At 69.7% G+C, this 11,348-nt stretch carries 16 protein-coding genes; 12 read left to right on the top strand and 4 right to left on the bottom strand.

What is annotated here, in order from left to right; translation table 11 throughout:
- The first annotated feature begins 322 nt into the window (after positions 1-322).
- The 7 genes from BLW32_RS09510 to mutM all read left to right on the top strand — a co-directional run bounded on the left by BLW32_RS09510 (position 323) and on the right by mutM (position 5,891).
- The gene (locus BLW32_RS09510; RefSeq protein WP_414929965.1) at positions 323-1,624 is read left to right on the top strand and encodes an MFS transporter; all 1,302 of its coding nucleotides are present in this window, start codon (positions 323-325) and stop codon (positions 1,622-1,624) included.
- A gap of 26 nt (positions 1,625-1,650) precedes the next feature.
- Complete coding sequence (gene rsmD / locus BLW32_RS09515) at positions 1,651-2,211, top strand: 16S rRNA (guanine(966)-N(2))-methyltransferase RsmD (RefSeq protein WP_068742525.1); 561 nt, start codon at positions 1,651-1,653, stop codon at positions 2,209-2,211.
- Positions 2,208-2,681: a pantetheine-phosphate adenylyltransferase gene (coaD, locus tag BLW32_RS09520; protein ID WP_068742524.1), complete on the top strand. Its 474-nt coding sequence runs from the start codon at positions 2,208-2,210 to the stop codon at positions 2,679-2,681. The genes rsmD and coaD overlap by 4 nt, the downstream gene beginning before the upstream one ends.
- Before the next feature lie 131 nt (positions 2,682-2,812).
- Complete coding sequence (locus tag BLW32_RS09525; protein ID WP_068524823.1) at positions 2,813-3,604, top strand: DivIVA domain-containing protein; 792 nt, start codon at positions 2,813-2,815, stop codon at positions 3,602-3,604.
- 57 nt (positions 3,605-3,661) lie between these two features.
- Complete coding sequence (locus tag BLW32_RS09530) at positions 3,662-4,240, top strand: YceD family protein (protein WP_068524824.1); 579 nt, start codon at positions 3,662-3,664, stop codon at positions 4,238-4,240.
- A complete protein-coding gene (gene rnc, locus BLW32_RS09535) occupies positions 4,237-5,031 on the top strand; it encodes a ribonuclease III (protein ID WP_068742523.1) in 795 nt (264 codons plus the stop codon). Before BLW32_RS09530 ends, rnc begins: the two co-directional genes overlap by 4 nt.
- On the top strand, positions 5,031-5,891 hold the full coding sequence (gene mutM, locus BLW32_RS09540; protein WP_068742522.1) for a bifunctional DNA-formamidopyrimidine glycosylase/DNA-(apurinic or apyrimidinic site) lyase: 861 nt from the start codon (positions 5,031-5,033) through the stop codon (positions 5,889-5,891). Before rnc ends, mutM begins: the two co-directional genes overlap by 1 nt.
- A 26-nt stretch (positions 5,892-5,917) precedes the next feature.
- On the opposite strand, the gene BLW32_RS09545 is transcribed toward mutM, so the two are convergent.
- The 4 genes from BLW32_RS09545 to BLW32_RS09560 all read right to left on the bottom strand — a co-directional run bounded on the left by BLW32_RS09545 (position 5,918) and on the right by BLW32_RS09560 (position 8,031).
- Entirely contained in the window at positions 5,918-6,457 is a 540-nt protein-coding gene (locus BLW32_RS09545) for a hypothetical protein (RefSeq protein WP_068742521.1), read from the bottom strand.
- A gap of 108 nt (positions 6,458-6,565) precedes the next feature.
- Positions 6,566-6,988, bottom strand: a complete 423-nt coding sequence (gene arr / locus BLW32_RS09550; protein WP_068742520.1) for an NAD(+)--rifampin ADP-ribosyltransferase — start codon at positions 6,986-6,988, stop codon at positions 6,566-6,568.
- Positions 6,985-7,485: a DUF1648 domain-containing protein gene (locus BLW32_RS09555; protein ID WP_068742519.1), complete on the bottom strand. Its 501-nt coding sequence runs from the start codon at positions 7,483-7,485 to the stop codon at positions 6,985-6,987. Before BLW32_RS09555 ends, arr begins: the two co-directional genes overlap by 4 nt.
- A gap of 9 nt (positions 7,486-7,494) precedes the next feature.
- The gene (locus BLW32_RS09560; RefSeq protein WP_170181040.1) at positions 7,495-8,031 is read right to left on the bottom strand and encodes a DUF1648 domain-containing protein; all 537 of its coding nucleotides are present in this window, start codon (positions 8,029-8,031) and stop codon (positions 7,495-7,497) included.
- A 93-nt stretch (positions 8,032-8,124) separates the two neighbouring features.
- Between BLW32_RS09560 and BLW32_RS09565 the strand changes: the two genes are divergently transcribed.
- The 5 genes from BLW32_RS09565 to BLW32_RS09585 are packed head-to-tail and all read left to right on the top strand — an operon-like array spanning position 8,125 to position 11,341.
- Complete coding sequence (locus BLW32_RS09565; RefSeq protein WP_068524831.1) at positions 8,125-8,562, top strand: OsmC family protein; 438 nt, start codon at positions 8,125-8,127, stop codon at positions 8,560-8,562.
- A 3-nt stretch (positions 8,563-8,565) separates the two neighbouring features.
- A complete protein-coding gene (locus BLW32_RS09570) occupies positions 8,566-8,847 on the top strand; it encodes an acylphosphatase (RefSeq protein ID WP_255304270.1) in 282 nt (93 codons plus the stop codon).
- 3 nt (positions 8,848-8,850) lie between these two features.
- Positions 8,851-9,681, top strand: coding sequence for a hypothetical protein (locus BLW32_RS27010; protein ID WP_068742517.1), 831 nt, complete (start codon positions 8,851-8,853; stop codon positions 9,679-9,681).
- The gene (locus tag BLW32_RS09580; RefSeq protein WP_068742516.1) at positions 9,681-10,886 is read left to right on the top strand and encodes a glutathionylspermidine synthase family protein; all 1,206 of its coding nucleotides are present in this window, start codon (positions 9,681-9,683) and stop codon (positions 10,884-10,886) included. Before BLW32_RS27010 ends, BLW32_RS09580 begins: the two co-directional genes overlap by 1 nt.
- Positions 10,883-11,341: a DUF350 domain-containing protein gene (locus BLW32_RS09585; protein WP_068524835.1), complete on the top strand. Its 459-nt coding sequence runs from the start codon at positions 10,883-10,885 to the stop codon at positions 11,339-11,341. Before BLW32_RS09580 ends, BLW32_RS09585 begins: the two co-directional genes overlap by 4 nt.
- Positions 11,342-11,348 lie beyond the last annotated feature (7 nt).

An 11,348-nucleotide genomic window follows, 5' to 3' on the forward strand; every position in this document is an offset into this window, starting at 1 on the left:
GATGCCGCAGTCCGGTTCCCGGGCGGCGAACACGGGGTTACCAGCGAGGATGCCGGACAGTGTCCACCAGGTGAACCGTCCACCCGAGAAGAGGTCGTTGACTCTGTTAACGTCGAACGCGCGGTAATCACACGTCCGGTGGGCCCAGCAGTGTCTAGCCACAGGCAAGCCCGGTCCGCACGGTGACCAACGCCAGGGGCTGATCTGCATGCCTGATAACTCAAAAATGCCCTCCGTATCGTCCCCGCTCTCCGTGGCGGGACTGCAGGAGACCGAACAGCAGCGCAAGAGCAAGCTGCACAAGGCCATCGCGGCATCGGCGATGGGTAACTTCACCGAATGGTTCGACTACGGCGTCTACGCCGCGACCACCGCCTACCTGACGCAGGCGTTCTTCCCGGGGACTCTCGGCACCCTGGGCACGCTGCTCGGTTTCGCGGTGTCCTTCGCGCTGCGCCCGCTGGGCGGCTTCGTCTGGGGTCCGCTCGGCGACCGGCTGGGCCGGAAAGTGGTGCTGGCCACCACCATCCTGCTGATGGCCGGATCCACGGCGCTGATCGGCGTCCTGCCCACGCACGCCCAGGTGGGCGTCCTTGCGCCGGTGCTGCTCATCGGCCTGCGTGTCGTGCAGGGCTTCTCGACCGGCGGTGAGTACGGCGGCGCCGCGACCTTCATGGCCGAGTACTCCCCGGACAACAAGCGCGGCCGCTACGGCAGCTTCCTGGAGTTCGGCACCATGTGCGGCTTCGCCGGCGGCACCGCGTTCGTGCTGCTCCTGCAGCAGCTGCTCACGCGCGACGAGATGTACGACTGGGGCTGGCGCCTCCCGTTCTTCGTCGCCATCCCGCTGGGCTTCGTGGGCTGGTACCTGCGGCACCAGCTCGACGACACGCCCGTCTTCAACGAGATGGCCGACGAGCAGGAGAAGCAAGGCTCCGCGTGGGATCGCTTCACCTCGCTGATCCGCGACTACAAGCGCCCGATCCTCATCATGTTCGGCCTGGTCATCGCGCTGAACATCGCCAACTACACCCTCATCGCCTACATGCCCACCTACCTGCAGGGCTCGATCGGGATGACCGAGTCCGACTCGTCGATCCTGATGCTGATCGGCCAGGTGTTGATGGCGCTGTGCATCCCGTTCTTCGGCGCGCTCTCCGACCGCACGGGGCGCAAGCCGATGTGGTGGTTCTCGCTGATCGGGCTGCTGGTGATGGCGTGGCCCATGTTCTGGCTGATGGGACAGGGATTCGGCTGGGCCATCCTCGGATTCGTGGTGCTCGGCCTGCTGTACATCCCGCAGTTGTCCACCATCACCGCGACCTTCCCCGCGATGTTCCCGACGCAGGTGCGCTATGCGGGCTTCGCGATCTCGTACAACGTGGCGACCGCCGCCTTCGGCGGTACCGCGCCGCTCGTGAACGACGCGGTGGTCGAGAACACCGGCTGGCTCCAGTTCCCGGCGTTCTACATGATGGGCGCCTGCGTGATCGGCCTCATCGCGCTGCCGTTCCTGCAGGAGACCAAGGGCTGCTCGATCCGCGGCACGGAGGTCCCCGGCCCGGACACCGACGCCACGCGCCTCGCGCAGATCGAGGAGGCCCGGCTCGCCAAGGCGAGCTGAGTCCGAGCGGTGACTACAGTGGTGCGGTGACCAGGATCATCGCCGGGGCGGCACGCGGGCGCAGGCTCGCGGTGCCGCCCCGCGGCACTCGGCCCACGTCGGATCGCGTCCGCGAGGCGCTGTTCAGCGCGCTGCAGTCGCGCCTCGACTTCGATGATCTGGCGGTCCTCGACCTCTACGCGGGGTCGGGGGCGCTCGGCTTCGAGGCGCTCTCCCGCGGCGCGGCGCGGGCGGTTCTCGTCGACGCCGACGCCAAGGCGGTCGCGGTGATCAACCAGAACGCGCGCGCCGTCGGGCTGCCGGGGGCGACCGCGCACCGTCGGGCGGCGCGGGCGTTCCTCGACCTCCCGGCCGAGCCGTACGACCTCGTCTTCCTGGACCCGCCCTACGACCTGCCGGCCGAGACCGTCGACGGTGACCTCGCCGCGCTGGCCGCCGGATGGCTCGCGCCGGGCGCCCACGTCGTCGTGGAGCGCTCCGCGCGGACGCCTGCGGCCACTTGGCCCGAGGGCTTCGAGCTCGACCTGACGCGCGACTACGGGGAGACGCGGGTGGAGATCGCCGTCTGGCAGGATGACCGGGCATGAGCAAGGCGTGCTGCCCCGGGTCGTTCGATCCCATGACCAACGGCCACCTGGACATCTTCCGCCGCGCCGCGCGGATCTTCGACGAGCTGGTGATCACCGTCGTCGTGAACCCCAACAAGCAGGGCATGTTCTCCATCGACGAGCGGATCGCGCTGATCGAGGAGAACGTCGCGGACCTGCCCGGCGTCACCGTCGACAGGTGGACCGGCCTGCTCGTGGACTACGCCCGCCAGGAGGGCGTCGCCTGCATCCTCAAGGGCCTGCGCAACTCGACGGACTTCGACTACGAGCTGCCGATGGCCGGGATGAACATGCACCTCACCGACGTCGAGACCGCGTTCCTCACCACCGCGCCGCAGTACTCGTACGTGTCGAGCTCGCTGGTCAAGGAGGTCGCGAAGCTGGGCGGCGACGTCTCGGCGCTGATCCCGCCGAACGTGCAGACCGCGCTGAGCGCCAAGCTGTCGTGACATCGGCCGAATTCAGGGGTACGAGGCCAGATCGGGCTTCGTAGGTCAGGAATCGGCTGATTTCACGATCGACTCGACACGCGGCGACGCCGTTACGGCGAAACACCGGTCCCACCCGTCACAATGGGTGTATGTACCGCGTATTCGAAGCACTGGACGAGCTGGGCGCCATCCTGGAGGAGGCGCGCAGCGTCCCCATGACCGCCGGGTGCCTCGTGCCCCGCGGTGATGTGCTCGAGCTCCTCGACGACATCCGCGACGCCTTCCCGGCCGACCTCGACGACGCGCAGGACGTGCTCGATCAGAAGGATCGCCTGATCAGCGAGGCGCGCACGCACTACGACACCACGGTGACGCAGGCGAACTCCGAGGCCGACGCCACCCTGTCCCGCTCCCGCGCCGAAGCCGACCGCCTCCTCGCGGACGCGAAGGCCCAGGCCGACCGCATGGTCGCCGAGGCCCATCAGCACGCCACCGGCCTGGTCGCCGAGGCTCGCGCCGAGGACGAGCGGATCCGCCGCGGCGCCCAGCGCGAGTACGAGGCCGTCACCGGCCGTGCCCGCGCCGAGGCCGAGCGCCTGGTCGCCGACGGCAACTCCGCGTACCAGCGGTCCGTCGCCGAGGGCATCGCGGAGCAGGAGCGCCTCGTCGCCGAGACCGAGGTCGTGGCCGCCGCGAAGGGCGAGTCGGACCGGATCATCGACGCGGCCCACGCCGAGTCGGACCGCCTGCGCGGGGAGTGCGACGTCTACGTCGACACCAAGCTCTCGCAGTTCGAGGAGGTGCTCGGTGCCACCATGCGGTCGGTGAACCGGGGTCGCCAGCAGCTGCGCACCGCCGCCGGCGTGCACGACTACAGCGATCACGGCGCCACCGACGGCTACCTCGAGGAGTTCGCCGAGTCGCGGGTCGACGCGCGGTAGGCGGCTTGACGTACAATCGGGTGTTTGGCTTGACCTGACGAGTTCCCGAGGATTGTTGTGAACGAACCCAATGCCGCCGTGCGCCAGCCGGCCGGTAAGCCGTACGTACTCGACGTCCGTGCCTTCGGGCGACGGCCGGGCACCTCAGCGCAGGTGCACCGCACGGTGGCCGCGCCCGAGCGCATCGGCGTCGACCTGATCGGAATCGAGAACGGCGAGGAGGTCGACCTCGACCTCCAGGTGCAGGCGGTGTCCGAGGGCGTCCTCGTCACCGGCACCGTGAGCGCCAACACCGCCGGCCAGTGCGCCCGGTGCCTCGACCCCCTGTCGGGCGCCCTCAACGTCTTCCTGACGGAGCTGTACGCGTACCCGGACAGCGAGACCGCGGCCACCACCGACGACGACGAGATGTACCGCATCGAGGACGACATGATCGACCTCGAGCAGGCGATCATTGACGCCGTCGGCATGGAGCTGGCCCTCGACCCGACGTGCTCCGACGACTGCCCGGGCCTGTGCCAGGGCTGCGGCGAGAAGCTGGCCGACCTGCCGGCCGACCACCACCACGAGCAGATCGACCCCCGCTGGGCCGGACTCGCGAAGTTTGCCACCGAGGGCGAGGCCGACGGCAAGTGAGCAAGCGCCTTCCCGCGCCGCCCGCCACGGACCGCGCCCCGCTGCTGGAAGCCCTGGGCGTCGGTCTCGACGACGAGCTGCTCACCCTGGCGCTGACGCACCGCTCCTACGCCTACGAGGCCGGCGGGCTGCCCACCAACGAGCGGCTCGAGTTCCTCGGCGACAGCGTGCTCGGCATCTCGGTGACCGAGTGGCTCTACACGACGCACCCGGACAAGCCCGAGGGCGAGCTCGCGAAGATCCGCGCCAGCGTCGTCAACATGCACGCTCTCGCGCGCGTCGCGCGCGGGTTGGGAGAGGGCGGTCTCGGCGCGCACCTCTACCTGGGGCGCGGCGAGGAGCTCACCGGCGGCCGCGACAAGGACTCGATCCTCGCCGACGGCATGGAGGCCCTGCTCGGGGCGGTGCACATCGAGCACGGCATCGACACCGCCCGCGAGGTGGTCCTGCGGCTGTTCCTGCCCCTGCTGACGGCCTCGTCGTCGATGGGCGCCGGGCTCGATTGGAAGACGTCGTTGCAGGAGCTCGCCGCCGAGCGGGACCTCGGCGCGCCGGCGTACCGCATCACGTCGACGGGGCCGGACCACGACAAGGAGTTCACCGCCGTGGCGGTGGTCGACGAGAACGATCTCGGCGAGGGCGTGGGCCGCACCAAGAAGGAGGCCGAGCAGAAGGCCGCCGCTGCCGCGTGGAAGTCGTTGGACGTGAACGACTCCGAGACTTCAGACGATGACGCAGCGGCGGTCGACGCGGCGGCGAGCGACGCCGAGCAGGCGCCCGAGTCGGCCTGATGCCCGAGCTGCCCGAGGTCGAGGTCGTCCGGCGGGGCCTCTTCGATCACCTGGTGGGTCGCGGCGTCACCTCCGTGGAGGTCCTGCACCCCCGCGCCGCCCGGCGCCACGCCGCCGGCGAGGCGGACATGATCGGCCAGATCACCGGCGCCGACGTCGAATCCGCGGAGCGGCGCGGCAAATTCCTGTGGCTACCTCTCGCGCGTGGCGGCGCCTCCGCCGACGCCGCGATCGTCGTGCACCTCGGCATGAGCGGGCAGATGCTCGTCGGGCCGGGCGACGACCGGCACCTGCGCATCCGGGCCGGGCTGTCCGACGGTGCCGTGCTCCGGTTCGTCGACCAACGCACCTTCGGCGGCTGGGCCGTGGACCCGCTGGAGGAGGTCGCCGGCACGCTCGTGCCCGCGTCCGTCGCGCACATCGCCAGGGATCCGCTGGATCCGCTGTTCGACCGCGACGCCGTGGTCGCGCGGATGAAGCGCAAGGACACCGAGGTTAAGCGGGTGTTGCTGGATCAGACCGTGATCTCCGGCGTGGGCAACATCTACGCCGACGAGGCCCTGTGGCGCTCCGGCGTCCACGGCCGTCGTCGCGCCTCCGCCCTCACCAAGCCCGCTCTCGGCCGGCTCATCGACGACGCCACCGATGTGATGCGGCAGGCCCTGGACCTGGGCGGCACCAGCTTCGACTCGCTGTACGTCAACGTCAACGGCCAGTCCGGCTACTTCTCCCGCAGCCTCGACGCCTACGGCCGCGACGGCGAGCCGTGCCGCCGGTGCGGCACCATCATGCGGCGCGAGTCCTTCATGAACCGCGGCTCGCACTTCTGTCCGAGCTGCCAGACGGTGCCGCGCCGCTGACCGGTGGAGCCACCCGCCCGCGCGACTCAGGGGCTGGTGGGCCACACGCCGTTCGTAGGCTCCGACGCACCGCTAGGTGGGGGAGCCGCGTTCGCTCGTTGTTCTCGTGTGAGCCGCAGCGGCCACACTCCGCGGAAGATCTCCACGAACAGCGCCACGACGATCACCCACGTGAGAACGGTGCGTCCGACCGTCGAAGGGGGAAATACGACGGCTGCGAGATACGCGAGCCCGAATCCGATCGCGCAGATGGAGGCGACACGCAGCCACATCCTCGTCATGATGCGTCGGTATTCCGGCAGGTGGGCCGACCAGTAATCGCGGTACTCCCGCCTTCGGAACGAAGGTCGCCACAGGGACAAGAGAACGAGGATCATGCCGAACCCGAGTGCGATCGCGGCCGACACGAGTTGATTCTCGACGAACGCGCTGCGCGACATCCACGTCGAGACGCGGCCTCCCGAGTACGTCCGCGGATACGGATCAGGCCCGGCAACGTAGGTCAACCCGAGCGTCGCTACGTAGAACCCCACCGCGCCGATGAACAGCCCCCACTGTTTCTGCATGCGGTCACGCTACGAACTGCCCGCGGAGTCCGTGAGTCCTCCACGCGTAGTGCGGGATTGTTCACAATCGCCATGCGCACGGAACCGATCCGGCGCGTGGTGCGTCGGTCAGTTGATGATCTCGCCGCGATCGGCGGGCGCTTTGGAGACGATCGTGTCGCGCCACATCTGCAGGGCCTCGGGAGTCAGCCGGGTCCAGTCGGTCACCTCGGCCACGACGCGGAGCGGCTCGGTGCTGCGGTACGAGCGGGTGGGGTTGCCGGGGAACTTCTTGTCGGTGACGTTGGGATCGTCCTCGAAGGCGCCGGTGGGCTCGACCTCGTAGACGTGCGGGGCGGCACCGTCGGACTTGAGCTCGGAGGCGAGCTCCGCGGCGAGCCCGGCACCGTCGCGCAGGGCCGTGAAGTAGATGTGGTTCATCACCACGTCGGGGCGGTAGTTCGAGACGAAGCCCGCGCTGAGCAGGTCGCCGGGCTGGAGATCGGCGGTGGTCCCGTGGAAGAAGGGGCCGGTTTCCGTGGAGGCGCTCATGCGGCCAGGTTATCCGCCGGCGGCCGGACCAGCCGCCACAACAGGTGACCGCTGCTCACGGCGATGACCGCGAGGACGGCCCAGATACCGACGCCGAGAATCGGACTCCCCTCGGGACTGACGATGGCGCCGGTTACCGACACGGCCAGAAGGAGGAGCACCGCAGTCCCGACCGTGAGCAGGTACCGCTGCAGGAGGGCGTCGAAGCCGGGGCGATGCGTGGGGTCGAGCCAGTACGCGCGGGCCGTGGGCGGGAGGTTGATGAGGGCGTCCGGGATCGCGGACGTGCAGGCGGCGAGGACGCCGAACAGCGCCCCGAGGGCCGCTGCAGAGACGGCCAAGATGCCGACTGCCGAACCACGGGGACTCCAGGAGTCAGCCGTCCCGCCGGCGCCCCAGTGGGTGGGGAAGGGATCGGGGCCGGACGTCGCGGCCCAGGCGAGCGAGGCGCCGCAGAGCAGGACCGCGGCGAGGAAGATCCACCATCGAGGTCGCATGCGGAAACGTTACCTCGACGAACGAGTCCCGGTCCGTCCTGGGCTGGCGCCCCGCGTCGTCGTGGAGCGCTTCGGTGGGTGCAGGAGCAACCACACCAGGTAGCCGATGGAGCCCACGAGCGCGACGAGGAAGAGGATCAGGATCGTCGACTTGGCCGCGGTCTCGGTGGGATCGATGACGGTCACGACGAACGTCGCCGCCTGCAGCACCAGGATCAGGCCGCCGGTCCACAGGAAGAAGCCGGAGAGGATCTCGTCGAACGCGGACCGGTGCTCCGGCGCGAGCCAGTAGTCGCGCCGCGGAGTGTTGACGACGGCAGCGGGGAGGCGCGGCGCCGCCAGCGCCAGGGCGGCGAACAGGACCGCGATACCGGCGGCGATGCCCGCGTGCAGCGACACGGCCTCGGCGCGCGGGGTCCACGAGTCCGGCTGCCCGGACAGGCCGAAATGGGTGGGGAACGGGTCGGGCCCGGAGACGGCCGCCCACGACGCCGCAGCGGCGTACGCGAGGACGGTTCCGAGGAACGACCACCACCGCACGCGCATGTTCACAACGCTACCGGTCTCCCGCCGCGCGGGGCGGCCGAGCCCGGCCCTCCGAACGCTGGTCGCGGACGGTGCTGCCGTAGATTGGTGCATATGGCCGACGACACGAACGCGCAGGCACCGTCCACCGAACTCTGGGTCGAGCGCACGGGCGTGCGCCGCTATACGGGGCGCAGCTCGCGGGGCGCCGAGGTGCTGGTGGGCTCGGCGGACGTGGAGGGCGTGTTCACCCCCGGTGAGTTGCTCAAGATCGCCCTCGCGGCGTGCAGCGGCATGTCCACCGACCACGTCCTGGCCCGCCGCTTGGGCGAGGACTACGACGCCACCGTCCGCGTCTCCGGCGACGCGGATCGGGAGAACGAGGTCTACCCCGAACTCAACGAGGTCCTCGAGCTCGACCTGTCCGAGCTCGACGAGGCCGCCCAGGAGCGCCTGATCACCGTGGCCCGCCGCGCCGTCGACCAGGTGTGCACCGTCGGTCGCACGCTCAAGGCCGGCACGACGGTCAACCTCGACATCGTCGCGGAGTAGCGAGTGCCCGACGAACAGGCGCGGATGACGGCGTGGGTGCACGGCCACGTGCAGGGCGTCGGGTTCCGGTACTGGACGAAGACTCAGGCCCTGGAGCTGGGCCTGCTCGGTTACGCTGCGAACCAGCCGGACGGACGTGTGCGCGTCGTGGTCGAGGGCGACCGCTCCACATGCGACACTCTGCTGCAACGCCTGTGGTCGGGGGACACTCCGGGCCGGGTCGATCTGGTCGTGGAACTGTTCGGGCCCGCACGAGGCGGGCTCCCGTCGTTCGAGGAGAGGTGAGGCATGCAGCCGCCCATCCCTGAGAACCGCCCGGTGGGCGACATCCCCGGGCCGGAGTCGAACTACATGCCCGTCCCCGGGATGCCCCCGGAGCTGCACCTCCCGGACACGGGGGAGACGCCGCGGCGCCCCGGGCGGATGCGGCAGCAGGACGAGAACACGCAGGCCCGCCCGGAGACGGTGGCCGAGGCCCGCGCCCGGCAGCGCGCACAGCGGCAGCGCGCCGAGGACGAGCAGCGCGAGGCCGCCGAAGCCGCCGCCGCGGCCGCGAAGAAGAGCCGCCGCCGGAAGCAGATGATCGGCGCCGGGGTCGGCGTCGGCGTGGTGGGCGCGATCGCGCTCCTCTACGTCGCGATCCCGGACAACGACAACACCCAGAACGTGAACACGCAGACGGCGTACTGCACCGTCGACGGCGATCAGGTGGTCTCCGACGACTACTGCTCGCGGGGCACGTACAACCCGGTGACCGGCTTCATCTTCCTCAACGGCATGAGCTACCGGTACAACTACGGCGGCTCCTACAACAACGGCCGCATCACCGGCGGCAGCTACGACCGGCCCGCCAACACCGCCTTCCGCACCTCTTCGGGCGCGGCGGTGGACCCGGCCAAGACCACCTCGTTCGGCACCAACGGCCAGACGAACGCGGCGAGCAAGCCCGCGCCGCCCGCCGCCGGCTCGCGGACGGGGTCGGGGAGCGGCTCGGGCAGCGGGAACACCAACGCCGGCAGCAACAGCGGATCCAGCGGCAAGAACATCGATCGCGGCGGCCTGGGCACCACCAGCAAGGGCGGGAGCTCCAAGGGCGGCTCCGGATCGAGCGGCTCCTAGTGCGGCGCATGCGGGGAACGCCCCGCGAGGGCTGGCAGCGGACCGTCGAATCGCAGGGCCTGGTGTTCGGCACCCCCGCGCGCGACGGTGCCGGCGACAGCAGGAACTACTGGGACGAGTCCGTGTTCTACGAGTTCGACATGGACGAGGTGCTCTCGATCGAGGCCCAGGTCGAGGTGCTGCATTCGATGTGCCTCAAGGCCGTCGAGAACGTCATCCTCACCGAGCGGTACGCCGACTTCGGCATCCCGGAGTGGGCGTGGGGCGCGATCGAGGAGTCGTGGAAGCGGCAGGATCCGCACGTCTACGGCCGCTTCGACCTGCGCTACGACGGCCGGCGGCCCGCGAAACTTCTGGAGTACAACGCGGATACGCCCACCTCGTTGCTGGAAGCCGCTGTGGTGCAGTGGTACTGGTTCCAGGACACCGCGCCCGACAAGCGTTCCTGGGACGAGGGCGGCTACGACCAGTGGAACTCGCTGCACGAGGCGCTGGTCGCGCGCTGGGGCGAGATCCGCAACGTCATCCCGCCGTCGGAGCTGCACTTCACCTGGTCCGGCGCGGACGCGACCGGCGAGGACCACGTGACCACCGGCTACCTGCAGGAGACGGCCGCCGAGGCCGGCTTCGACACCGTCGGCCTGCCCATCGAGGACATCGGCTGGGACCACGACCTCACGACCTTCGTCGATCTCGAAGACGCCCCGATCCATTCGGTGTTCAAGCTGTACCCGTGGGAGTGGATCCTCGAGGACGACTTCGGCAAGCGGGTCGTCGAATCGATCCCCGCCACCACGTGGATCGAGCCGCTGTGGAAGGCGATCCTCTCCAACAAGGCGATCCTCGCGGTGCTCTGGGAGATGTACCCCGACCACCCGAACCTGTTGCCCGCCTTCATCGACAGCCCCGGCTTCCTCACCGAGTACGTCAAGAAGCCCAAGCTCGGCCGCGAGGGCGCGAACCTCACGATCGTCGACGGGGGCCGCGAGACGGCCACCGGCGGCGTCTACGGCGCCGAGGGCTACGTCTACCAGATGTTCGACCCGCTGCCCGAGTTCGACGGCTACCGCCCCGTGATCGGCGCCTGGGTCGTCGGCGACGAGTCCGCCGGCATCGGCATCCGCGAGACCTCCGGACTCATCACCGACGACGGTGCCGCCTTCATCCCGCACCGCATCACTCCGAAAGGCACGACCGCATCATGAACACGACCCTCCTCGCCGCCGCAGACCTGGGCACCCTGGGCAAGGGCATCGGCGCGATCTGCTTGTACGCCCTCGTCGGCCTGCTGCTCATGGTGGTCGGCTTCTACGCCGTCGACCTCTCCACGCCCGGCAAGCTGCGCGACCTGGTGAAGGCTGGCAAGCCCAACGCCACCTACATCACGGGCGCGGGCATGCTCTCGATGGCGTTCATCATCGTCGTCGCGATCTACGCCAACTACACCGGCGGCGGCAACCTGCTGGACGGCGTCATCTACTCGCTGGTCTACGGCGTGGTCGGGATCATCGCGCAGATCGTCTCCGTGCGCGTCCTCGACCTGGTCACGGGTGTCGACATGGACGAGCTCATGTACTCCGAGGTCTTCCTGCCGCAGGCCCGCGTGATCGCTGCGTCGCACGTCGCGCTCGGTCTGATCGTGGCGATGGCCGTCCTCTGACGGTCAC

Source organism: Tsukamurella tyrosinosolvens, assembly GCF_900104775.1.
GTDB classification, from domain to species: domain Bacteria; phylum Actinomycetota; class Actinomycetes; order Mycobacteriales; family Mycobacteriaceae; genus Tsukamurella; species Tsukamurella tyrosinosolvens.

Coding starts and splice junctions, on each gene's coding strand:
- BLW32_RS09510 (WP_414929965.1), top strand. CDS start 323: ATGGGTAACTTCACCGAATGGTTCGACTACGGCGTCTACGCCGCGACC.
- coaD (WP_068742524.1), top strand. CDS start 2,208: ATGAGCAAGGCGTGCTGCCCCGGGTCGTTCGATCCCATGACCAACGGC.
- BLW32_RS09525 (WP_068524823.1), top strand. CDS start 2,813: ATGTACCGCGTATTCGAAGCACTGGACGAGCTGGGCGCCATCCTGGAG.
- mutM (WP_068742522.1), top strand. CDS start 5,031: ATGCCCGAGCTGCCCGAGGTCGAGGTCGTCCGGCGGGGCCTCTTCGAT.
- BLW32_RS09545 (WP_068742521.1), bottom strand. CDS start 6,457: ATGCAGAAACAGTGGGGGCTGTTCATCGGCGCGGTGGGGTTCTACGTA.
- arr (WP_068742520.1), bottom strand. CDS start 6,988: ATGAGCGCCTCCACGGAAACCGGCCCCTTCTTCCACGGGACCACCGCC.
- BLW32_RS09555 (WP_068742519.1), bottom strand. CDS start 7,485: ATGCGACCTCGATGGTGGATCTTCCTCGCCGCGGTCCTGCTCTGCGGC.
- BLW32_RS09560 (WP_170181040.1), bottom strand. CDS start 8,031: ATGCGCGTGCGGTGGTGGTCGTTCCTCGGAACCGTCCTCGCGTACGCC.
- BLW32_RS09565 (WP_068524831.1), top strand. CDS start 8,125: ATGGCCGACGACACGAACGCGCAGGCACCGTCCACCGAACTCTGGGTC.
- BLW32_RS27010 (WP_068742517.1), top strand. CDS start 8,851: ATGCAGCCGCCCATCCCTGAGAACCGCCCGGTGGGCGACATCCCCGGG.
- BLW32_RS09585 (WP_068524835.1), top strand. CDS start 10,883: ATGAACACGACCCTCCTCGCCGCCGCAGACCTGGGCACCCTGGGCAAG.